Consider the following 22,318-nt stretch of genomic DNA (forward strand, 5'->3'; position numbering starts at 1 on the left):
CCCCGCCCCGGCCGTGAGCCGGCTTCCCCGCCAGGAGCACCGGATGCACCGCACCGCAGCCCTCGCCGCAGTGGCACTCCTCGCCGTCGCCGCGGCCGTCCCGGCGGCCGCGGCATCGCCCGCGCCGGACACGGTGGCCGCCGCCCCGGCGGCCGAGAAGCCGGCCCCGCCCCGGGGGCTGTTCCTGACGGTGTCCGGAGCGGAGAACTCCTGGATCCGGGGGGTCCTGCTGCACTGCAGCCCCGAGCCGAGCGGCCCCCACCCGGACGCGGCCGGCGCCTGCGCGGCGCTCGACGAGGCCCGCGGCGACCTCGACCTGCTCTCCGGCGACCCGCACCCGTGCACCAAGCAGTACGACCCCGTCACGGTGAGTGCCACCGGCGCATGGCGCGGCAGACCGACCGCCTGGCACAAGACCTTCGCCAACGCCTGCGAGCTGTCGACGGCCACCGGCGCGCTGTTCCGCTTCTGACCCGCCGCCGCGGTGCGTCCGGCCCCGACCGGGGCGGGACGCACCCGGGGCGTGCTGCGAGTGCCCGGGACCGCCGCGGCCGACGGCGCTCAGGTGCGGCGCGAGGACACCACGCCGATCGTCGTCAGACCGATCACGACCCAGCCGAACCACAGCCAGCCGTTGCTGCCGAGTGCCGCGGTGTACGCCGTCACGAGCACCAGGGCCCCGACGGTCAGCACGCCCATCGTCTTCGTCGAACCGGACATCTGCGCCCTCCTCCGACGGCGGGGACCGTCAAGGCCATGGTCGCCCCCCGGACGGCCCCGGCGCTACTCCCCGGGCGTCACCGGCGCCTCCCGGGCCGCAGGCGTCAGCGGCCGCTGCGCGCCTGGAGCGAGGCGAGATAGGCGTTGTACGCCTCCAGCTCCTTGTCCCCGTCGCGGTCCGCGGCCCGGTCGTGACGCCTGGCGACGCGCTGCTCGGAGCGGTACCACTGGAAGACGAGCGCGATGAGCACCAGCACCGACGGGATCTCGCTGAACGCCCAGGCGATGCCGCCGGCCGCGTTCTGGTCGGAGAGGGCGTCGATGCCGAGTGACGCGGGCGGGTTCTCGTACGCCTTGACCATCGGCTCGGTGGCCATCATCAGCGCGATGCCGAAGAACGCGTGGAACGGCATGCCCGCGAACAGCTCCAGCATCCGCATCACGTAGCCGGGCCGGTGCGGCCCCGGGTCCACGCCCATGATCGGCCAGAAGAACACCAGCCCCACGGCGAGGAAGTGCAGCATCATCGCGATGTGGCCCGGCTTCGAGCCCATCAGGAAGTCGAACAGCGGCGTGAAGTACAGCCCGTACAGGCTCGCGATGAACAGCGGGATGGTGAACACCGGATGCGTGATCACCCGCATGTAGCGGCTGTGCAGCAGCATCAGCAGCAGTTCGCGCGGCCCCGTGCGGCCCCGGCCGGCGACCGGCAGCGCGCGCAGCGCCAGGGTGATCGGCGCACCGAGCAGCAGCACGATCGGCGAGAGCATGCTGATCACCATGTGCTGGACCATGTGCACGCTGAACATGACCATGCCGTAGTCGTTCAGCTTGGTGCACATCACCAGCGCCACGCTCAGCACACCCGCGGTGAACAGCACCGTCCGGCTCACGGGCCAGGCGTCGCCGCGCCGGCGGAGCCGGACGACACCCCAGGCGTACAGGCCGAGGGCCAGCAGGCAGCCGACGAGGAAGAAGGGGTCGGGCGAGAAGGCCAGCCCCCGTCCCAGCGTGAACGGCGGCAGATCCATGGTCATGCCGTGCCCGCTGTGGTCCATCTGCGTACTCCCCGAGGGCGTCCCGATTCGTGCCTGTTGTCCGGACCAGACTAGATGTGCCCCCGGCCGCGCTCGCGGCCGGGGGCACATCGTCGGACGGCACGGGTCAGAGCACGCACTCCGCCTCGGCGTAGCGGTCGGCGGGCACGGTCTTCAGCGTCTGCGTCGCCTCGGCCAGCGGCACCATGGTGATGTCGGTGCCGCGCAGGGCGGTGAGCATCCCGAACTCGCCCCGGTGCACGGCCTCCACGGCGTGCCACCCGAAGCGGGTCGCCAGCACCCGGTCGTACGCGGTCGGGGTACCGCCGCGCTGCACATGGCCGAGGATGACCGGGCGGGCCTCCTTGCCGAGCCGGTGCTCCAGCTCGATGGAGAGCTGACGGGCCACACCGGCGAAGCGCTCGTGGCCGTAGATGTCCTTGGCGCCCTCGTCCCACTGCATCGAGCCCTCGCGGGGCTTGGCGCCCTCGGCGACGACCACGATGGCGAACTTCTTCCCCTTCGAGAAGCGCTCGCCGACCATGGCGGTCAGTTCCTCTATGTCGAACGGGCGCTCCGGCACGACGATGGCGTGGGCGCCCGCCGCCATGCCCGAGTGCAGCGCGATCCAGCCGGTGTGGCGGCCCATGACCTCGACGATCAGCACGCGCTGGTGCGACTCGGCCGTGGTCTTGAGGCGGTCCAGCGCCTCGGTGGCCACACCGACGGCGGTGTCGAAGCCGAAGGTGACGTCGGTCGACGCGATGTCGTTGTCGATCGTCTTCGGCACGCCCACGATGGGCAGGCCCGCCTCGGACAGCAGCGTCGCGGCCTTGAGGGTGCCCTCACCGCCGATGGGGATGATCGCGTCGAGGCCGAGGTCGGCCACATGGCCCCTGGCCCGCTCGACACCGCCGACCAGGTGCGCGGGCTGCACCCGCGAGGAGCCGAGTATCGTGCCGCCGCGGGCGAGGATGCCGGCCACCGCGTCGAGGTCGAGCTTGCGGTAGTCGCACTCCAGGAGGCCCTTCCAGCCGTCGTGGAACCCGATGACCTCGTCGCCGTGGTCGACGACGGCACGGTGCACGACGGAACGGATGACGGCGTTCAGACCGGGGCAGTCGCCGCCGGAGGTGAGCACACCAATGCGCATAGCCCGGAAACCTTTACTACGTGGGCCGACTCCCGGACCACGTCGTCCGGTTGGATCCCTGTCACCCTACCGGCGCGCGGGGCCCGTTCCTAAACCGGCGTCCGCCAGGTGGGACCGGCCCGAACGGCCCCTCGCTCAGGTGAGCGAGGGGCCGTCTGAATGGGTGCTCGGGTGAGCGAGAGGGGCTCTCGTCTGGGCCCCCGCGAGGGTCCCGGAGGGCCTCCCCGGCCGCCCCGGCGCCGCCCGTGAGCGGCGCCGCGGGACGGCTTTGGCGGGTGTCAGGCCGGCTGCGTCGCCGAGGCGATCCGCTCGGCGCGCAGCGCCTCGTACCAGCGGTCGTCGGTGGGCGGCAGGGCGTTCACATCGAGGGCCAGCTTCAGCAGCAGGTCCGCGATCTGCGGGTTGCGGGCCATCACGGGACCGTGCATGTACGTCCCGAACACCGTGTCGTTGTAGGCGCCTTCGGTGCCGTCGCCGGTGCCGTTGCCCCGCCCGATGACCGTCCGCGCGAACGGGCGGGCGGTCGGGCCGAGGTGGGTGATGCCCTGGTGGTTCTCGAAGCCGGTGAGCTGCGGCAGGCCGAACTGCGGGTCGATGTCCGCGAGCACGTCGCCCACGCAGCGCTCGCCCTCGCCGCGGGTGGAGATCACGTCGATCAGCCCGAGGCCCGGCTCGCGCTCGCCGAGGTCGTTGATGAACTCGTGGCCGAGGATCTGGTACCCGGCGCACACCGAGAAGATGATCGCGCCGTTCGACGCCGCCCGGCTCAGGCCGCCGTCGCGGCGCAGCCGCTCGGCCGCGAGGCGCTGCGGGCGGTCCTCGCCGCCGCCGATCAGGTAGATGTCCCCGGAGGTGGGCACCGGCTGGTCGCTGCGCACGTCGATCCGCATCACGTCGAGGCCGCGCTGCCGCGCGCGGCGCTCCACGACGAGGGCGTTGCCCTGGTCGCCGTAGGTGCTGAGCAGGTCCGGGTAGACCCACACCAGACGGAGGCTGCTGTCACTCATTCTCATGGTCCTTTTCGTCCGTCCGCTGCTCAGTTGCCGACCCGGCGGCGCACGTCCTGGAAGGCGGTGTAGTTGGCGATGAGCTCGATCCGGCCGCCCGGCGCCGACTGCACGGCCTCGTCGACGCTCTCGCACACACGGAAGTCGAGGCCCGCGACCTCCAGGCGCACCGCCAGGTCGAGCCTGCGGTCGCCGATCACGTAGATCGGGTGGCCGGCGAGCCGGGTGTAGTCCACGTCCCACAGCCACGAGGTGTCGGTGCCGTCCGCGCCGCGGGCGTTGACGGAGAGGATGACCGGCGTCGGCGGCGGGTCGATCAGGGAGAAGGTCTCCAGCCAGCCGGCCGGGTTCTTCGCCAGCAGCAGCCGGACGTCCCGGCCGAGGAACGAGACCACGTCGTACCGGCCGGCCACGGCCTGCACCTGGTACATCCGCTCCAGCGCGACCTGCGGCGGCACCCCGAAGCAGGCGGCGACGGCGGCCGAGGTGGCGGCGTTGGCCCGGTTGGCGCGGCCGGGGAGCTGCAGGTGGATCGGCCAGGCGCTGCCGTGCGGGTCGAGGACGTGGTCCCCGCTGAGCACCCAGCTCGGCGCGGGGCGGCGGAAGCCGCACTCGCCGCAGAACCAGTCGTCCCCGGGGCGCTGCATCACACCGCCGCACGACGGGCAGGACCAGGCGTCGTCCTTCCACTCCTGTCCGGCGGCCACCCACACGACGTTGGGCGACGAGGAGGCGGCCCACACGACCAGCGGGTCGTCGGCGTTGGCGATGACGGTCGCCTTCGAGCCGGCGAGCCCCTCGCGCCACTTCTCGGCCAGCATCCGGGTCTCGGCCGCGCGGTCGAGCTGGTCGCGGGAGAGGTTGAGCAGCGCGATGGCCTTCGGCGTCACGTCGCGCGCGACTCCGGCGAGGTACTTCTCGTCCACCTCGATCACACCGAACCGGGCGTCCGAGCCGCCGGCCAGCGCCGAGGTGATGCCCGCGGGCATGTTGGCGCCGAGGGCGTTGGAGACGACCGGGCCGGCCGCGCGCAGCGCCTCGGCGATCAGCCGGGTGGTGGTGGTCTTGCCGTTGGTGGCCGACACGAGGACCACGTCCAGGTGCTGCGCGAGCCGCCCCAGCAGGTCGGGGTCGAGCTTCAGCGCCACCCGGCCGCCGATCACCGATCCGCTGCCGCGTCCGGCGGCACGCGACACCGCGGCCGCGGCCTTGCCCGCCGACACGGCCAGCTTGGCTCGCGGCGTCAGCTCCGAGTTGCCTGACATCGTCCTTGATCCTCCTTGCATCGGTCCGCACTCAGCCTATCGATGTCTTCTCCGGCCGCCGTACCGCGGCACCGTCCCAAAAGGCGGAGGTCACCCGGAACGTAGGCTGGCGCCATGCGAAACCGGCCGATCCCCGGCAGTTCCGGACTGGTCAGGCCCATGAGCCTGCTCGCCGATCCCGTGCTGCACGCCCCCTGCGAGCCCGTCACCGACTTCGGCGCCGGCCTCGCGCGCCTTGTCGAGGACATGTTCGCCACGATGTACGCGGCCCAGGGGGTCGGCCTCGCGGCGAACCAGGTCGGGGTGGGGCTGCGGGTCTTCGTCTACGACTGCCCGGACGACGAGGACGTCCGCCATCTCGGGCACGTGGTGAACCCGCGCCTGGTCGAGGCCGACGGATTCACCGTGCGCGGCCCCGAGGGCTGCCTCTCGCTGCCCGGGCTGGAGGCGCCCACCGAGCGGTTCGACCGCGCGGTCGTGGAGGGCGTCCGCACCGACGGCAGCCCGGTCAGGATCGAGGGCACCGGCTTCTTCGCGCGCTGCCTCCAGCACGAGTGCGACCATCTGGACGGCCTCGTCTACGCGGACCGCCTCTCCCCGCGCCGCCGCTCCCGGCTGGCCCGGGCGGCGGGCAAGTCCTCCTGGGCCACCCCGGAGCGGACGGCCCTGCTGCGGGAGGGCTGAGGGCGCCCGTGCGCCGGGCGGGCCGCGGCGGGCGGGGGCGGGCCGGGTCAGAAGCCCGGGCCGCCCTGCCGGTCGGGCGCGTCGAACAGGCGGCCGCACAGCAGGTCGGTCAGGCTCTCCACCAGCTCCGCCCGTGTGCAGGGGCGTTCGCCGAGCCACCAGTCACCGGCCGCGTGCATCATGCCGACGATCCCGTGGCCCCACATCCGGGCCACCATGTCGCCGGCGGGGCCGAGGTCGACGCGGTCGGCGACGACCTTGCCCAGCTCGTCGCCGAGGCGCCGCAGCAGGGGCGCCGAGTGCAGCCCGACGTCGAAGCCCTGTTCCGAGGCGTTCGGGGCGCCCTCGGCCGGGTGCATCAGGAAGCGGTACACCTGCGGGCGCGCCTCGATCGCCGCGAGGTAGGTGTCCAGCGTGCCGGCGACCCGCTCGCGCCGGTCGGCCGGGGCGTCGACGGCCACCTGCAGCGCCCGCAGCAGCGCGTCGGTGTGGCGCTTGGCGAGGGCGCGGTACAGTCCGCCCTTGTCGCCGAAGTGACGGTAGAGGATGGGCTTGGTGATGCCGGCCTCGGCGGCGATCGCGTTCATGGACGCCTGGGGACCGTCGCGGAGCACGACCCGGTCGGCCGCTTCGAGCAGCTCCCGGCGCCGGTCGTCCGCCGACCGCTGCTGCTGCGTGGTCTCCATGTCCGTGTCTCCCCGCCCTTGCGAATGCGTGACGCGCAAGGTAACACCCAACCTGCCGCGACCTGTCGTCCGGCCGTCTCGGTTGACAGGTGCTACTCATCGGTAACAGACTCTCGTTACCGCAAGTAACGCGCTGGTCGGCGCCATAGTGCTGGAGGGGACATGGCCGAGTTCACGCTCGATCTGAACGAGGACCAGAAGCAGGTCCGTGAGTGGCTGAACGGCTTCGCGAAGGACGTCATGCGCCCGGCCGCCGCCGAGTGGGACGAGCGCGAGGAGACGCCCTGGCCGGTGATCCAGGAGGCGGCGAAGCTCGGCATCTACTCCCTCGACTTCTACGCCCAGCAGTTCTTCGACCCCACCGGCCTCGGCATCCCGATGACGATGGAGGAGCTGTTCTGGGGCGACGCCGGCATCGCCCTGTCGATCGTCGGCACCGGCCTCGCGGCCGTCGGCGTCATCGCCAACGGCACCGACGAGCAGGTCGGCACCTGGATCCCGCAGATGTACGGCGACGCCGACGACGTCAAGGTCGCCGCCTTCTGCTCGTCCGAGCCCGACGCGGGCAGTGACGTCTCGGCCATGCGCACCCGCGCCGTCTACGACGAGGCCAAGGACGAGTGGGTGATCAACGGCACCAAGACCTGGGCCACCAACGGCGGCATCGCCAATGTCCACGTCGTCGTCGCCTCCGTCGACCCGGAGCTCGGCTCCAAGGGGCACGCCTCCTTCATCGTGCCGCCCGCCACCCCCGGACTGTCCCAGGGCCAGAAGTTCAAGAAGCACGGCATCCGCGCCTCGCACACCGCCGAGGTCGTCCTGGAGAACGTCCGGGTGCCCGGCCACTGCCTGCTCGGCGGCAAGGAGAAGCTCGACGAGCGCCTGGCGCGGGCGCGCGAGCGCGCCAGGACGGGCGGCGAGCGGGTCAAGAACGCGGCCATGGCCACCTTCGAGGCGTCCCGCCCGGCCGTCGGCGCCATGGCCGTCGGCACGGCCCGCGCCGCCTACGAGGAGGCCCTGGAGTACGCGAAGACCCGTGAGCAGTTCGGCCGCCCGATCATCGACAACCAGGGCGTCGCCTTCCAGCTCGCCGACATGCGCACCCAGATCGACGCGGCCCGGCTGCTGGTCTGGCGCGCCTCCTGGATGGCCACCGCCGGCAAGCCGTTCACCTCGGCCGAGGGCTCCATGTCCAAGCTGTTCGCCAGCGAGACGGCCAAGAAGGTCACCGCGCAGGCCATCCAGATCCTCGGCGGCAACGGCTACACCCGGGAGTACCCCGTCGAGCGCATGCACCGCGACGCGGCCATCTACACGATCTTCGAGGGGACGAGCGAGATCCAGCGCCTGGTCATCGCCCGCACCCTGGCGGGCATGCCCATCCGCTGACCCGCCCACCGCACGCACCGGGCGCCGGTCCCCGAGGGGGGACCGGCGCCCGGTGCGTACGCGCGCTCAGGCGGCCAGCAGCGCCTCGACGGCCGCCACGACCTCCGGCGCCTCCGGCTCCGTGCGCGGACGGAAGCGGGTCACCTCGCCCTGCGGGGAGATCAGGAACTTCTCGAAGTTCCACTGCACGTCACCGGCCTCGCCGCCGCCGTCCGCCGTCCGCGTCAGCTCCGCGTACAGCGGGTGCCGGTCCGCCCCGTTCACCTCGGTCTTCTCCAGCAGCGGGAACGTCACCCCGTAGGTTGCCGAGCAGAACTCCGCGATCTCCTCCGAGGTGCCGGGCTCCTGGCCCATGAACTGGTTGCACGGCACGCCGACCACGGTGAGGCCCTTGTCGCCGTACGTCTTCTGGAGCCGCTCCAGCCCCTCGTACTGCGGCGTCAGACCGCAGCGGGACGCCACGTTGACCACCAGGACCGCCTTGCCCCGGTGCTCGGCCAGCGTCGTCGCGGTGCCGTCCAGGGTGCGCAGCGGGATGTCGAAGAGGGACATGGAGAACTCCTTGGGAATCGTGTCGGGGTGTGAACGGACGTGCGGCGGCGCCGCGGGCGGCCGTCAGGGCAGCCGGCGGAACAGGCCCTCCTGGACGACCGAGACCAGCAGCCTGCCCTCGCGGTCGTAGATCCGGCCCCGGGCCAGGCCCCGGCCGCCGGTGGCGATCGGCGACTCCTGGTCGTACAGGAACCACTCGTCGGCGCGGAACGGCCGGTGGAACCACATCGCGTGGTCCAGCGACGCCATGTCGAAGCCGCGCGGACCCCACAGCGGCTCCACCGGGATGCGCACCGCGTCCAGCAGGGTCATGTCGCTGGCGTAGGTCAGCGCGCAGGTGTGCACCAGCGGGTCGTCGCCCAGCGGGGCCACCGCCCGCATCCACACCGCGCTGCGCGGCTCCGCGTCCTCGACCTCCTCGCGGGTCCACCGCAGCCGGTCGACGTAGCGGATGTCGAACGCCATCCGCCGCGCCATCCGGTCCAGCGACTCGGGCAGCGCCCCCAGGTGCTCCTTGATCTCCTGTGCCACCGGCGGCAGCTCGTCGGGCCCCGGGAAGTCCAGCCGCGGCGGGAGCTGGTGCTCGATGCTCTCCGGTTCCGGGAGGTGGAACGACGCCGTCAGGTTGAAGATCGTCCGGCCCGCCTGCACGGCGGTGACCCGCCGGGTGGTGAACGACCGGCCGTCGCGCACCCGCTCGACCTGGTAGACGATCGGCACCCCGGGGATCCCCGGCCGCAGGAAGTACGCGTGCAGCGAGTGCACCGGGCGACCGCCGTCCGTGGTCCGCCCGGCGGCGACCAGCGCCTGGCCCGCGACCTGCCCGCCGAAGACGCGCTGGAGCGACTCGTCGGGGCTGTGCCCCCGGAAGATGTTCACCTCGATCCGCTCCAGGTCGAGCAGATCCACCAGCCGTTCGGCCGGGTTCGTCATGGCAGTCCTCTCACTGCGGAAGGGCGGGTGGACGGGACACGGGCGGGCGTCCGCTCAGAGCTGGCCCACCGAGGTGACCCGCACGACCGCCCGGCCCTCCTCGTCGGACGCGGCGAGGTCGACCTCCGCGCTGATGCCCCAGTCGTGGTCGCCGGCCGGGTCGGCGAACGTCTGCCGCACCCGCCACAGGCCGTGCGCCTGGTCCTCCTCGATGGAGATCAGCTTCGGGCCGCGCGCGTCCGGCCCGGTGCCGAGGTCGTCGTGCTCGTCCCAGTAGGCGTCCATGGCCTCGCCCCACGCGTCCGCGTCCCAGCCGGTCGCGGCGTCCAGCTCGCCCAGCGCCCCGACCTTGTCGAGCGCCGCCAGCTCCACCCGGCGGAACATCGCGTTGCGCACCAGTACCCGGAACGCGCGCGCGTTGGCCGTGACCGGCTTGACCTGGTCGGCCTTCTCCTGGGCCTGCTCCGCCGTCTCCACCTCCGGGTTGGCGAGCTGCTCCCACTCGTCCAGCAGGCTGGAGTCGACCTGGCGGACCATCTCGCCCAGCCAGGCGATCAGGTCCTGGAGGTCGTCCGACTTCAGGTCGTCCGGGATGGTGTGGTCCAGCGCCTTGTACGCGCCCGCCAGATAGCGCAGCACGATGCCCTCGGTGCGGGCCAGCTCGTAGAACGAGGTGAACTCCGTGAACGACAGGGCCCGTTCGTACATGTCACGGATGACCGACTTCGGCGACACCGGGTGGTCGCCCACCCAGGGATGCGACGTCCGGTAGAGGTTGTAGGCGTGCCACAGCAGCTCCTCCAGCGGCTTCGGGTACGAGATCTCCTGGAGCCGCTCCATCCGCTCCTCGTACTCGACCCCGTCCGCCTTCATCGCGCCGACCGCCTCGCCGCGCGCCTTGTTCTGCTGGGCGGCGAGGATCTGACGGGGATCGTCCAGCGTCGACTCGACCACCGAGACCATGTCCAGCGCGTACGAGGGGGACTCCGGGTCCAGCAGGTCGAAGGCGGCCAGGGCGAACGTGGACAGCGCCTGGTTCAGCGCGAAGTCCTGCTGGAAGTCGACCGTCAGCCGCACGATCCGGCCCTGGGCGTCCGGGGTGTCCAGCCGCTCCACGATCCCGCCGTCCAGCAGCGAGCGGTAGATCGCGATGGCCCGCCGGATGTGCCGGAGCTGCTGCCTGCGCGGCTCGTGGTTGTCCTCCAGCAGCCGGCGCATGGCGTCGAAGGCGTTGCCCGGCCGGGCGATCACCGACAGCAGCATCGCGTGGGTGACCTTGAAGCGCGAGGTCAGCGGCTCGGGATCGGAGGCGATCAGCTTCTCGAAGGAGTTCTGCGACCAGGCGACGAAGCCCTCAGGCGCCTTCTTGCGGACCACCTTCCGCTTCTTCTTCGGGTCGTCGCCCGCCTTCGCCAGCGCCTTCTCGTTCTCGATGACGTGCTCGGGCGCCTGCGCCACGACGAAGCCCGCCGTGTCGAACCCGGCCCGGCCGGCCCGGCCCGCGATCTGGTGGAACTCCCGCGACCGCAGCACCCGCACCCGGCTGCCGTCGTACTTGGTCAGCGCGGTGAACAGCACCGTCCTGATGGGGACGTTCACACCGACGCCCAGGGTGTCGGTGCCGCAGATGACCTTCAGCAGCCCCGCCTGCGCCAGCTTCTCCACCAGTCGCCGGTACTTCGGCAGCATCCCGGCGTGGTGCACGCCGATGCCGTGCCGCACATAGCGGGAGAGGTTGCGGCCGAACGCGGTGGTGAAGCGGAAGTTGCCGATCAGATCGGCGATCCGGTCCTTCTCCTCGCGCGTGCACATGTTGATGCTCATCAGCGACTGCGCCCGCTCGACCGCCTGGGCCTGGGTGAAGTGCACGATGTAGACGGGCGCCTGCTTCGTCTCCAGCAGCTCCGTCAGCGTCTCGGTGATCGGCGTCGTGACGTACTCGTACGACAGCGGCACCGGGCGGGTCGCCGAGCGGACCACCGCCGTCTGGCGGCCCGTCCGGCGGGTCAGGTCCTCCTCGAACATCGACACGTCGCCGAGCGTCGCCGACATCAGCACGAACTGCGCCTGCGGCAGCTCCAGCAGCGGGATCTGCCAGGCCCAGCCGCGGTCGGGCTCCGCGTAGAAGTGGAACTCGTCCATCACGACCTGGCCGACGTCGGCGTCCCTGCCGTCCCGCAGTGCGATCGACGCCAGCACCTCGGCGGTGCAGCAGATCACCGGGGCGTCCGCGTTCACCGACGCGTCGCCCGTCAGCATGCCGACGTTCTCCGTGCCGAAGAGCTTGCACAGGTCGAAGAACTTCTCGGAGACCAGCGCCTTGATCGGCGCGGTGTAGAACGTGACCTCGTCCCGGGCCAGCGCCGCGAAGTGCGCGCCCGCCGCGACCAGGCTCTTGCCGGAGCCGGTGGGCGTCGACAGGATGACGTTCGCCCCCGACACGACCTCGATCAGGGCCTCCTCCTGAGCCGGGTAGAGCGTGATGCCCTGACCCTCGGCCCATGAGGAGAAGGACTCGAAGAGGGCGTCTGGGTCGGCGTCGGGCGGAAGCTGATCGATGAGGGTCACGCCCCCATCTTGCCTGCCTTCTCCCCGGATGAGGGAACCGCCCGGCAACCCGAAGATCACGAACGGTACGCTGACCTGTCAACTCATGGGCGGCACAACGGATCACGGGGCGGGGACACAGACGATGATGGGACCGGCGCACTCACTCTCCGGGGCGGCAGCCTGGCTGGGGGTGGGCGCCGCGACGGCCGCCGCCGGCCATCCGATGCCGTGGCCGGTGCTCGTCGTCGGCGCGCTGATCTGCGCGGGCGCCGCGCTGGCGCCCGACCTCGACCACAAGGCCGCCACCATCTCCCGGGCCTTCGGCCCGATATCCCGGGCGCTGTGCGAGATCGTCGACAAGCTGTCCTACGCCGTCTACAAGGCGACGAGGAAGCCCGGGGACGCGCGGCGCACCGGCGGTCACCGCACCCTCACCCACACCTGGCTCTGGGCCGTCCTCATCGGCGGCGGCGCCTCCGCGGTCGCCGTCCTCGGCGGGCGGTGGGCCGTCCTCGGTCTCCTCTTCGTGCACATGGTGCTGGCCGTCGAAGGTCTGCTGTGGCGCGCCGCCCGGGTCTCCAGCGACGTGCTGGTCTGGCTGCTGGGGGCGACCAGCGCCTGGATCCTCGCCGGCGTCCTCGACCAGCCCGGCAACGGCGCGAACTGGCTGTTCGACGCACCCGGCCAGGAGTACCTGTGGCTGGGCCTGCCCATCGTGCTCGGCGCCCTCGTCCACGACATCGGCGACGCCCTCACCGTCTCCGGCTGCCCGATCCTGTGGCCCATCCCGATCGGCCGCAAGCGCTGGTACCCGGTGGGCCCCCCGAAGGCGATCCGGTTCCGCGCGGGGAGCTGGGTGGAGCTGAAGGTGCTCATGCCCCTGTTCATGCTCCTCGGCGGTGTCGGCGGGGCCGCGGCGCTGGGCGTCATCTGACGCGGCAGGCCACGGCCCCGGCGACATGTCAGACACGCCCTAGCCGTGCCAGGACCGCCACAGCGCCGCGTACGCGCCGTCCGCGGCGACCAGCTCGTCATGGCTGCCCAGCTCGCTGATCCGGCCGTCCTCCACCACGGCGATCACATCCGCGTCGTGCGCGGTGTGCAGCCGGTGGGCGATGGCCACCACCGTGCGGCCCTCGAGGACCCGTGACAGCGAGCGCTCCAGATGCCGCGCGGCCCTCGGGTCGAGCAGCGACGTCGCCTCGTCCAGCACCAGGGTGTGCGGATCGGCCAGCACCAGCCGGGCCAGCGCGATCTGCTGCGCCTGCGCCGGGGTCAGCGCGGTGCCCCCCGAGCCGACCTCGGTGTCCAGGCCCTCGTCGAGGGCGCGGGCCCAGCCGTCCGCGTCGACCGCGCCCAGCGCCGCCCACAGCTCCGCGTCCTCGGACCCGGCGCGGGCGAGCCGCAGGTTGTCCCGCAGCGAGCCGACGAAGACATGGTGCTCCTGGTTGACCAGGGCGACGTGCTCCCGCACCCGTTCCGCCGGCATCCGGGACAGCTCGGCGGCCCCGAGCGTGACCGTGCCCGCGCGGGGCGCGTAGATCCCGGCCAGCAGCCTGCCGAGCGTCGACTTGCCCGCGCCCGAGGGGCCCACCAGGGCGAGACGGGTCCCGGGGGCGACGTCCATCGACACCCGGTGCAGCACGTCGACGCCCTCGCGGTAGCCGAAGCGGACCTCGTCGGCGCGCACCGCGCGGCCGTCCGGCCGCAGGTCCGCGTCACCGTCCCCGGCCTCGATCTCCCGCACACCCACCAGCCGCCCCAGCGACACCTGCGCCACCTGGAGCTCGTCGTACCAGCGCAGGATCAGGTTCACCGGGTCGACCATCATCTGGGCGATCAGCGCGGACGTGGTGAGCTGGCCGATCCCGATCCAGCCCTGGAGCACGAACACCCCGCCGACCATCAGCACCGAGGTGAGCACCGTCGCGTGGGTCAGGTTGATCACCGGGAAGAGTACCGAGCGCAGCGACAGCGTGTACCGCTCCCAGGCCGTCCACTCCTTGATCCGCCGGTCCGACAGGGCCACCCGGCGCTTCCCCAGCCGGTGCGCCTCCACCGTGCGGCCCGCGTCCACCGTCTCGGCGAGCACCGCCGCGACCGCGGCGTAGCCCGCCGCCTCCGACCGGTAGGCCGCGGGCGCCCGCCGGAAGTACCACCGGCAGCCGACCACCAGCAGCGGCACCGCGAACAGCACAGCGGGCGCCAGCGGCGGCGCGGTCACGGTGAGCCCGCCCAGCAGCAGGACGATCCAGAACACACCGATCGTGAGCTGCGGGACGGCCTCCCGCATCGCGTTCGCGAGCCGGTCCACGTCGGTCGTGATCCGCGACAGGAGGTCGCCCGTCCCGGCGCGCTCCAGCACCCCGGGCGGCAGACCGACCGACCGGACGAGGAAGTCCTCGCGCAGATCGGCCAGCATCCGCTCGCCCAGCATCGCCCCGCGCAGCCGCACCAGCCGCACGAACACGGCCTGGACGACCAGGGCCGCGGCGAACAGGGCCGCGGTGCGCTCCAGATGGAGGTCGCGCGCCCCGTCGGCGGCCCGCTCGACGAGCGAGCCGAGCAGCCACGGACCGGCCATCGAGGCCACCACGGCGACCGTGTTGACCCCGATGAGCACGCCGAACGCGGCGCGGTGACGCCGCACCAGCTCGCCCACGTAGGCCCGCACGGTCGCGGGCGACCCCACGGGCAGGGTGTTCGCGGTCCGGGGGGCCGCCGGATCGTACTCCGGCGGCGCCACGCCGATCATGCTGTCTCCTCGATGTCGAAGGCGTTCGGTGCCGCCGCCCCGGGGCCGCCGGGCACCGGCGAGAGCCGTTCCTCGTCGGTCTCGCGGGTGACGACGGCGCGGTAGCGCGGCTCGGTCTCCAGCAGTTCGCGGTGCGAGCCCACCGCGGCGACCTCGCCCTCGTGCAGCAGCACGACCCGGTCGGCCCGGTCCAGCAGCAGCGGCGAGGAGGTCAGCACGACCGTGGTGCGGCCGCTGCGCAGCGCCCGGACGCCCTCGGCGATCCGGGCCTCGGTGTGCGAGTCGACGGCCGAGGTCGGCTCGTCGAGCACCAGCACCCCCGGGTCCGTCACCAGCGACCGGGCGAGCGCGATGCGCTGCCGCTGCCCGCCGGAGAGCGAACGGCCCCGCTCGGTGATCGGCGCCGCCATCGGGTCGCCCTCCAGGGACGCCTGCGCCAGGGCCGCGAGCACATCGGCGCACTCGGCGGCGGCCAGCGCGTCCTCGGGCGCGACGGCGCCGGACGCGGGGACGGCGAGCAGCTCGGCGAGACTGCCCGAGAGCAGCACCGGGTCCTTGTCCTGGACCAGCACGGCGGTCCTGGCCCCGTCGAGCGGCAGGTCGTCCAGGGCGATCCCGCCGAGCAGCACCGAGGGCAGGCCGTCGGCGTCGGCCGGGTGGCCGCCCAGCCGTTCGGCGAGCCGGCCCGCCGCGTCCGGGTCGCCGCAGACGACGGCGGTCAGCGCGCCCGCGGGGGCGAGCAGCCCGCTGGCCGGGTCGTACAGGTCCCCGGAGGGCACGGCCGGTGCCGCCTCCCCGGCGGCCGGAGCGGGGGAGGCCGCCCCCGCGGTGCGCTCCAGCGCCAGCACCCGGGCGGCCCGCCGCGCCGACGGCCGGGAGAACGACCAGGCCATCGCGATCTCCTCGAAGTGCCGGAGCGGATACGCCAGCAGCATCACCGCGCTGTACACGGTGACCAGCGCGCCGACCTCGATCCGCCCGTCGCCCACCAGACCGATGCCGTACCAGACGACCCCGATCATCAGCAGGCCCGGCAGCAGCACCTGGATCCCGGAGATCAGCGACCACATCCTGGCGCTGCGCACGGCGGCGCCCCTGACCTCCTGCGAGGCGGTGCGGTAGCGGGTGAGGAAGAGCTCCTCGCCGCCGATGCCGCGCAGCACCCGCAGCCCGGCCACGGTGTCGGAGGCGAGCTCGGTGGCCCGGCCCGCCTTCTCGCGCTGCACGTCGGCGAGCCGGGTGGCCCGGGGGAGCAGCGGCAGCACGCCGAGCGCCAGCACCGGCACGCCGACGGCCACGATCAGACCCAGGTGCGGTTCGTAGACGAACAGCCCCACGCAGACCAGGACGACGGTGATCGCCGCCGCGAGGAAGCGGGAGACGCCCTCCACGAACCAGCCGATCTTCTCGACGTCGCCGGTGGAGACGGCGACCACCTCGCCCGCGGCCACCCGGCGGGTGAGCGCCGAGCCCAGCGAGGCGGTCTTGCGGGCGAGGAGCTGCTGGGTGCGGGCCGCCGCGGTGATCCAGTTGGTGACGGCGGTGCGGTGCAGCATCGTGTCGCCGACGGCGATGAGGACGGCGGACACCGCCAGCACCCCGCCCGCCGCGGCGAGGCGTGATCCCGAGCCGTCGACGACGGCCTGCACGGCGAGGCCGACGCCGTACGGCAGCGCCATCACCGAGACGAAGTGCAGCAGTCCCCAGGCCAGGGTGACGAGTTGCCCGCGGAGCTGGCCCCGGCCGAGCCACAGCAGGTAGCGGGTGCCCGAGCGGGTGTCCGGTTCGCCCGGATCGAGGTACGGAAGGTCGCGAATCTGCATGAGGTCCCACGGCTCGTCGACGGGTGGTGCAAACCGTGCAAGGTTCGCCCTTCAACCCGCCGCGGGCAATCGAATTACCGCGCACGACGACGCACGACGGCCGGTATTCGGTCATTCGCGCCCGCGTACGCTCACCGCCCCGCCCGACTCGCGCACCGGCCGCCCGGCGTGCGCCCTCCGTGCGCCGGGCCCAGCGGCGATCCTCGACGGCGACCCTCAGCAGCGGCCTTCGGCGCGCCCGTCGACCAGAGCGGACAGCAGCCCCCCGAGCACCTCGCGCTGCTCGTCCGTCAGCGGCGCCAGCACGTCCTCGGCGGCGGCCCGGCGTGCGTCGCGCAAGGCGCGCAGGGCGGCGCGCCCGGTGTCCGTGAGCTCGATGCGCGTGACCCGCCGGTTGCCCGGATCGGGTGCGCGGCGCACGCACCCGACGGCCTCCAGCCCGTCGACCAGACTGGTCACCGCGCGGGGGACCACCTCCAGGCGCGCGGCGAGATCGGCCATCCTCGGCGGCGCGTCGTAGTGTGCGAGAGCCCGCAGCAGCCGGGACTGCGCCGGGGTGATCCGGATCTCCGCCTGTTCGAGCTGGCGCTTCTGACTGCGGTGGAGCCGTCGCGTGAGCCGCAGAAGCTGCTCGGCGAGCAGGCCGTCGGCGTCGGGGTCGGTCATGCGGGAACAATATCAGGACCTCGTTCATTGTGAATACAGGTAACAGTGAGCTAGGCTCCCCGAAATCCGAGCCCCCGACCGAGGGAGACCATTGCGCCCCGATCACCCCACCTGGACACCGCCACCCAAGGACCCCGACCAGCCGCCCGCCGACCTCCGGCGCATCCTGCGCCTGTTCCGCCCCTACCGCGGCCGGCTGGCCGTCGTCGGCCTGCTCGTCGGCGCCTCCTCGCTGGTGTCCGTGGCCTCGCCCTTCATGCTGCGCGAGATCCTCGACACCGCGATCCCCGAGGGCCGGACGGGACTGCTCAGCCTGCTGGTGATCGGCATGATCGCCACCGCCGTCATGACCGGTGTCTTCGGCGTGCTCCAGACGCTGATCTCCACCACGGTGGGCCAGCGCGTCATGCACGACCTGCGCACCGCGGTCTACGCGCAGCTCCAGCGGATGCCGCTCGCCTTCTTCACCAGGACCCGCACCGGAGAGGTCCAGTCCCGCATCGCCAACGACATCGGCGGCATGCAGGCGACGGTCACCTCCACCGCCACCTCCCTGGTCTCCAACCTCACCGCCGTGATCGCCACCGTGGTCGCGATGCTCGCCCTGGACTGGCGGCTCACGGTGGTCTCGCTGCTCCTGCTGCCGCTCTTCGTGTGGATCAGCAGGCGCGTGGGACGCGAGCGCAAGCGGATCACCACCCAGCGCCAGAAGCAGATGGCGGCGATGGCCGCCACCGTCACCGAGTCCCTCTCCGTCAGCGGCATCCTGCTCGGCCGCACCATGGGCCGCGCCGACTCCCTCACCCGGGCCTTCGAGGAGGAGTCCGACCGCCTGGTCGACCTGGAGGTGCGCTCCAGCATGGCCGGGCGCTGGCGGATGGCCACCATCGGCATCGTGATGGCCGCCATGCCCGCCCTCCTCTACTGGGCCGCGGGCCTCGCCCTCGGCACGGGCGGACCGGCGATCTCCATCGGCACGCTGGTCGCCTTCGTCTCCCTCCAGCAGGGGCTCTTCCGGCCGGCCGTGAGCCTGCTCTCCACCGGCGTGCAGATGCAGACCTCCCTCGCCCTCTTCCAGCGCATCTTCGAATACCTCGACCTGCGCGTCGACATCACCGAGCCCGCCGAGCCCGTCCACCTGGACAAGATCGCCGGCGATGTGCGCCTGGAGTCGGTCGACTTCGCCTACGACCCCGCCCAGCGCCGGCCCACCCTCGACGGGGTCGACGTCACCGTCCCCGCCGGCGGCTCCCTCGCGGTCGTCGGGCCGACCGGCTCCGGCAAGTCCACCCTCGGCTATCTGGTGCCACGGCTCTACGACGTGACCGGCGGCCGGGTCACCCTCGACGGCGTCGACGTCCGCGACCTCGCCTTCGACACCCTCGCCCGCGCGGTCGGAGTGGTCTCCCAGGAGACGTACCTCTTCCACGCCTCCGTCGCCGACAACCTGCGCTTCGCCAAGCCGGACGCCACCGCCGAGGAGATCGAGGCAGCGGCCCGCGCCGCGCACATCCACGACCACATCGCCTCCCTCCCCGACGGGTACGACACCCTGGTCGGCGAGCGCGGCTACCGCTTCTCGGGCGGCGAGAAGCAGCGCCTGGCCATCGCCCGCACCATCCTGCGCGATCCGCCGGTGCTCATCCTCGACGAGGCGACCAGCGCCCTGGACACCGCCACCGAGCACGCCGTGCAGCGCGCCATCGACGCGCTCTCCGAGGGCCGTACGACGATCACGATCGCCCACCGGCTCTCCACCGTCCGGGACGCGGACCAGATCGTCGTCCTCGACGCCGGCCGCATCGCCGAGCGGGGCACCCACGAGGAGCTGCTGGAGCGGGGCGGCCGGTACGCCGCCCTCGTCCGCCGCGACGCCGGCGCACGGGCGGGCACCGGTCCCGACGGCGGTCCAGACGTCGTGGTCGGCGAGCCGGAGCCCCGGGCGGGGGCGGTGACAGCGGGCGGCGGGCCAGGGCATGATCGCCGCCCATGAGAGCACTCCTCGGCGTCGACCTGCCCGGCTTCCGGTCCGTCGACCACGACGTCTGGACCGATGACGCGGGCGACGTCCTGTCGCTGCACTGGTTCGGCCTGAAGCCCGACCTGCCGGCGGCCCTCGACGACGGTCCCGCCCTGCGCGCCTCCCTCGCCGCGTACACCGCGGAGGCGGGCGGCGGGCTGATCGAGGCCTCGGTCAAACCGCTCGGCGGCCTGCCCGCGCTGCGGCAGATACTGAAGCTCCCGCTGCCGGGACAGGCCCACGGTCAGGTGTTCATCGGCAGCTTCACCGTGCCGCGCGCCGAGTGCAGCACCGTCGTGAAGATCCAGGCCCCCGAGCGCGGGACGACGGGCATGCGCGAGGCGATGGTGATGGCCCGGGTCGGGCCCGGCGACTACTTCCGCCCCCACCCGTACGCCCCCGGCCTCCAGGGCGGGCTGCCCTTCCACGAGGCCGACCACGCCCGGTGGGACGAGCAGTTCCCGGACCACCCGCTCAGCCGGGTGCGGCGGGTGCTCGCCGAACTCGCCGCCACCGTGCGGGTGGAGCCGCCCTTCGCCGCCCTGCCGCCCTTCGCCGGCTGACCGCCGGCCGGGCATCGCGCACACACGGCGGCGCCGCCGCTCCCGTGGGACGGGGAGCGGCGGCGCCTTTCGTGAACGTCCGTCAGACGAGCCAGCCGACGAAGTGGATGAGGCCGGCGAGCAGGTCGGTGATGAGGTTCATGAAGAGCGTTCTCCTTGTGCGGACATGCGTGGTGATGGGACGTGCGCCGTCGCGGTCTGCAGCCCGTCGCTTGCGCACCGTAAGCATCCGACGACACAGGGGCCCCGGGCAACGATTTCCGTGGTGATCACCTGTTCCGGCGAACAACCGAGCGAGCGTTCGCCTGTTCCCGGCCGCCGCCTCGCACATCACTCGTTACCGGGAGGAATCGCCCCGCCGGGTTAGCGTGCCGGTATGACGAAGCAGCTCCCGCCGGGCGGGCCCGCGCACCGGCCGCGCCTCACCCGGCGCGGCCGGCTGGTCCTGGTCGTGACCGCCCTCGCCGTCACCGCGACGGCCGTGCTGCTGCCGGTGCTGCTCGGCGGGGAGGAGAAGAAGCGCGCCCGGCCCGAGCCGACGGCGACCCTCGTGGTGCCGGAGGGATGGCGCGCGGGCCAGGTCTACGCGGCCGTCGACAAGGCCCTCTCCCGCCCGCCCGGCACCACCCGGGAGGCCGTCGCCGGCGCGCGGCTCACCCTGCCGGCCGGCGCCCGGGGCAACCCGGAGGGCTACCTCTTCCCCGCCACCTATCCCGTCGCGGCGGACACCACCCCGGCGAGCCTGCTCAGCTTCATGGTGAACACCGCCAACCAGCGCTTCGCCGCGGAACCCTTCGCCTCCGGGATGCGCGACGCGGACCTCGGCCCGTACGAGGCCGTGAACATGGCCAGCATCGTCCAGGCCGAGGCCGACACCGCCGCCGACATGGGCAAGGTGGCCCGCGTCGTCCGCAACCGGCTCGCCGGCGGGATGCCCCTCCAGATGGACTCGACGCTCAACTACGCCCTCGATCGCAGCACCCTGGACACCACCACGGCCGACACCCGGCTCGACAGCCCCTACAACACCTACCAGCGCCGGGGGCTGCCGCCCACACCCATCGGCAACCCGGGCGAGGAGGCGCTGCGCGCCGTCGTGTCACCGCCGGAAGGGAACTGGCTGTACTTCGTCACCGTCGGCCCCGGGGACACCCGCTTCACCGCCGACTACGCCGAACATCGTGCCAACGTGGCCGAGTTCAACGCCCGGCGGGCGCAGGAACGGGAGGGGCGCTGAGCGTTCCCGCGGCCGCTGCGGCCGCTGTGGCGCGCTCGGCTTCCGTGGCGCGCTCGGCTTCCGCGGCGCTGCCGGCGCTCGCGACGCGGGCTGCGCTCTCCGTGCCCACGGTGCCGCCGGGGGATGTGCGCCCCAGCAGGGCCACGATCTCCCGGACCGCGGCCCGCCCCGCCCGGTTGGCGCCGATCGTCGAGGCCGACGGGCCGTAGCCGACCAGGTGCACCCGCTCGTCACGGGCCGCGCGCGTGCCCTCCAGCCGGATGCCGCCGCCCGCCTCCCGGAGCTTCAGGGGCGCGAGATGGTCGACGGCCGCCCGGAAGCCGGTGGCCCACAGGATCACATCCGCCTCCACCGTCCGGCCGTCGTCCCAGGCCACTCCCGTCGGTGTGATCCGGTCGAACATCGGCAGCCGGTCCAGCACCCCGCTCTCGCGCGCCCGGCGCACCGCGTCGTTCAGCGGCAGACCCGTCACCGACACCACGCTGCGCGGCGGCAGCCCGCGCCGTACCCGCTCCTCCACCAGGGCGACCGCGGCCCGGCCCGCCTCCTCGTCGAAGGGGCCCTCCCGGAACACCGGCGGCCGGCGCGTCACCCAGGTCGTCGCCGCGGCCACCTCGGCGATCTCCATCAGATGCTGGGTGCCCGACGCGCCGCCGCCCACGACCACCACCCGCTGCCCGGCGAACGCCTCGGGGCCCGGGTAGCCGGCCGTGTGGAGCTGGCGTCCGCCGAAGGTCTCCTGCCCCGGATAGCGCGGCCAGAAGGGGCGGTCCCAGGTGCCGGTGGCGTTCACCAGGGCGCGGGCCGACCAGACGCCGTCCGAGGTCTCGACCGCCAGCCGCCCGCCGTCGCCCTCCCGCACCGCGCGCACGGCCACGGGACGCCGCACCCGCAGACCGAAGCGCTCCTCGTAGGCGGCGAAGTACTCGCCGATCACCTGCGAAGAGGGCCGCCCCGCGTCGGCGCCGGTCAGCTCCATACCGGGCAGGGCGTGCATCCCGTGCACCTTGCCGTAGGTCAGGGACGGCCAGCGGAACTGCCAGGCACCGCCCGGGCGGGGCGCGTGGTCGAGCACGACGAAGTCCCGGTCGGGCACCAGCCCCGCGCGCCGCAGGTGGTACGCGGCGGACAGGCCCGCCTGCCCCGCGCCCACGACCACCACGTCCACGTCCCGCGCACCGAAATCGTTCACGCTTCTACCAACTCCGGAGAGCTTCCGGATCTTCCCGCACCCGCCCGCGAGCGGGCCGGTGCGTGTGGGGTACGGACCATGAGCGG

The 22,318-nt window shown here is 73.0% G+C and carries 21 protein-coding genes; 7 read left to right on the plus strand and 14 right to left on the minus strand.

Annotated features, from left to right (window positions below; all coding sequences use genetic code 11):
- Positions 1-43: 43 nt before the first annotated feature.
- Entirely contained in the window at positions 44-472 is a 429-nt protein-coding gene (locus JE024_RS30220; protein WP_205377141.1) for an SSI family serine proteinase inhibitor, read from the plus strand.
- Positions 473-561: 89 nt separating this feature from the next.
- Here JE024_RS30220 and JE024_RS30225 read toward each other — a convergent pair whose 3' ends face one another.
- From JE024_RS30225 to JE024_RS30245, 5 genes are all read right to left on the minus strand, one after another.
- Positions 562-720 (minus strand): hypothetical protein, encoded by a 159-nt coding sequence (locus JE024_RS30225; protein ID WP_205377142.1) that lies wholly within the window; start codon positions 718-720, stop codon positions 562-564.
- A gap of 104 nt (positions 721-824) precedes the next feature.
- Positions 825-1,778, minus strand: a complete 954-nt coding sequence (locus tag JE024_RS30230; RefSeq protein ID WP_205377143.1) for a cytochrome c oxidase assembly protein — start codon at positions 1,776-1,778, stop codon at positions 825-827.
- 106 nt (positions 1,779-1,884) lie between these two features.
- On the minus strand, positions 1,885-2,910 hold the full coding sequence (locus JE024_RS30235; protein WP_205377144.1) for a 6-phosphofructokinase: 1,026 nt from the start codon (positions 2,908-2,910) through the stop codon (positions 1,885-1,887).
- Positions 2,911-3,188: 278 nt separating this feature from the next.
- Positions 3,189-3,917 (minus strand): type 1 glutamine amidotransferase, encoded by a 729-nt coding sequence (locus JE024_RS30240; protein ID WP_147990953.1) that lies wholly within the window; start codon positions 3,915-3,917, stop codon positions 3,189-3,191.
- A gap of 29 nt (positions 3,918-3,946) precedes the next feature.
- Entirely contained in the window at positions 3,947-5,182 is a 1,236-nt protein-coding gene (locus JE024_RS30245; RefSeq protein WP_205377145.1) for a MurT ligase domain-containing protein, read from the minus strand.
- A 114-nt stretch (positions 5,183-5,296) separates the two neighbouring features.
- Here JE024_RS30245 and def point away from each other — a divergent pair, with 114 nt between their 5' ends.
- A complete protein-coding gene (gene def, locus JE024_RS30250; RefSeq protein ID WP_205377146.1) occupies positions 5,297-5,866 on the plus strand; it encodes a peptide deformylase in 570 nt (189 codons plus the stop codon).
- Between the two features lie 47 nt (positions 5,867-5,913).
- Here the strand turns inward: def and JE024_RS30255 are convergent, their stop codons facing one another.
- Positions 5,914-6,552: a TetR/AcrR family transcriptional regulator gene (locus JE024_RS30255; protein ID WP_205377147.1), complete on the minus strand. Its 639-nt coding sequence runs from the start codon at positions 6,550-6,552 to the stop codon at positions 5,914-5,916.
- 162 nt (positions 6,553-6,714) lie between these two features.
- Here JE024_RS30255 and JE024_RS30260 point away from each other — a divergent pair, with 162 nt between their 5' ends.
- The gene (locus JE024_RS30260) at positions 6,715-7,941 is read left to right on the plus strand and encodes an acyl-CoA dehydrogenase family protein (RefSeq protein WP_205377148.1); all 1,227 of its coding nucleotides are present in this window, start codon (positions 6,715-6,717) and stop codon (positions 7,939-7,941) included.
- A gap of 66 nt (positions 7,942-8,007) precedes the next feature.
- On the opposite strand, the gene JE024_RS30265 is transcribed toward JE024_RS30260, so the two are convergent.
- The 3 genes from JE024_RS30265 to JE024_RS30275 all read right to left on the minus strand — a co-directional run bounded on the left by JE024_RS30265 (position 8,008) and on the right by JE024_RS30275 (position 11,994).
- Positions 8,008-8,493: a glutathione peroxidase gene (locus JE024_RS30265; protein ID WP_205377149.1), complete on the minus strand. Its 486-nt coding sequence runs from the start codon at positions 8,491-8,493 to the stop codon at positions 8,008-8,010.
- A 63-nt stretch (positions 8,494-8,556) separates the two neighbouring features.
- Entirely contained in the window at positions 8,557-9,426 is an 870-nt protein-coding gene (locus JE024_RS30270) for an acyl-CoA thioesterase (RefSeq protein ID WP_205377150.1), read from the minus strand.
- A 54-nt stretch (positions 9,427-9,480) separates the two neighbouring features.
- Entirely contained in the window at positions 9,481-11,994 is a 2,514-nt protein-coding gene (locus JE024_RS30275) for a DEAD/DEAH box helicase (protein ID WP_205377151.1), read from the minus strand.
- A 124-nt stretch (positions 11,995-12,118) separates the two neighbouring features.
- Between JE024_RS30275 and JE024_RS30280 the strand changes: the two genes are divergently transcribed.
- The gene (locus tag JE024_RS30280; RefSeq protein WP_205377152.1) at positions 12,119-12,910 is read left to right on the plus strand and encodes a metal-dependent hydrolase; all 792 of its coding nucleotides are present in this window, start codon (positions 12,119-12,121) and stop codon (positions 12,908-12,910) included.
- Between the two features lie 39 nt (positions 12,911-12,949).
- On the opposite strand, the gene JE024_RS30285 is transcribed toward JE024_RS30280, so the two are convergent.
- The 3 genes from JE024_RS30285 to JE024_RS30295 all read right to left on the minus strand — a co-directional run bounded on the left by JE024_RS30285 (position 12,950) and on the right by JE024_RS30295 (position 17,220).
- Positions 12,950-14,731, minus strand: a complete 1,782-nt coding sequence (locus JE024_RS30285) for an ABC transporter ATP-binding protein (RefSeq protein WP_205377153.1) — start codon at positions 14,729-14,731, stop codon at positions 12,950-12,952.
- A complete protein-coding gene (locus tag JE024_RS30290) occupies positions 14,728-16,554 on the minus strand; it encodes an ABC transporter ATP-binding protein (protein WP_205377154.1) in 1,827 nt (608 codons plus the stop codon). Before JE024_RS30290 ends, JE024_RS30285 begins: the two co-directional genes overlap by 4 nt.
- A gap of 216 nt (positions 16,555-16,770) precedes the next feature.
- Entirely contained in the window at positions 16,771-17,220 is a 450-nt protein-coding gene (locus JE024_RS30295; RefSeq protein WP_205377155.1) for a MarR family winged helix-turn-helix transcriptional regulator, read from the minus strand.
- 91 nt (positions 17,221-17,311) lie between these two features.
- Here JE024_RS30295 and JE024_RS30300 point away from each other — a divergent pair, with 91 nt between their 5' ends.
- A complete protein-coding gene (locus JE024_RS30300; RefSeq protein WP_244883261.1) occupies positions 17,312-19,213 on the plus strand; it encodes an ABC transporter ATP-binding protein in 1,902 nt (633 codons plus the stop codon).
- Positions 19,210-19,803 carry a hypothetical protein gene (locus tag JE024_RS30305; RefSeq protein WP_205377156.1) on the plus strand — a complete coding sequence of 198 codons (594 nt, stop codon included), beginning with the start codon at positions 19,210-19,212 and terminating at the stop codon, positions 19,801-19,803. Before JE024_RS30300 ends, JE024_RS30305 begins: the two co-directional genes overlap by 4 nt.
- 82 nt (positions 19,804-19,885) lie before the next feature.
- Here JE024_RS30305 and JE024_RS30310 read toward each other — a convergent pair whose 3' ends face one another.
- Positions 19,886-20,023 (minus strand): hypothetical protein, encoded by a 138-nt coding sequence (locus JE024_RS30310; RefSeq protein WP_205378597.1) that lies wholly within the window; start codon positions 20,021-20,023, stop codon positions 19,886-19,888.
- Positions 20,024-20,179: 156 nt separating this feature from the next.
- Between JE024_RS30310 and mltG the strand changes: the two genes are divergently transcribed.
- Positions 20,180-21,040, plus strand: a complete 861-nt coding sequence (gene mltG / locus JE024_RS30315; protein WP_205377157.1) for an endolytic transglycosylase MltG — start codon at positions 20,180-20,182, stop codon at positions 21,038-21,040.
- Here mltG and JE024_RS30320 read toward each other — a convergent pair.
- Positions 21,003-22,232, minus strand: a complete 1,230-nt coding sequence (locus tag JE024_RS30320) for an NAD(P)-binding domain-containing protein (protein WP_205377158.1) — start codon at positions 22,230-22,232, stop codon at positions 21,003-21,005. The two genes, mltG and JE024_RS30320, sit on opposite strands and share 38 nt — an antisense overlap.
- Positions 22,233-22,318 lie beyond the last annotated feature (86 nt).

This window comes from Streptomyces zhihengii, from assembly GCF_016919245.1.
GTDB lineage: Bacteria > Actinomycetota > Actinomycetes > Streptomycetales > Streptomycetaceae > Streptomyces > Streptomyces zhihengii.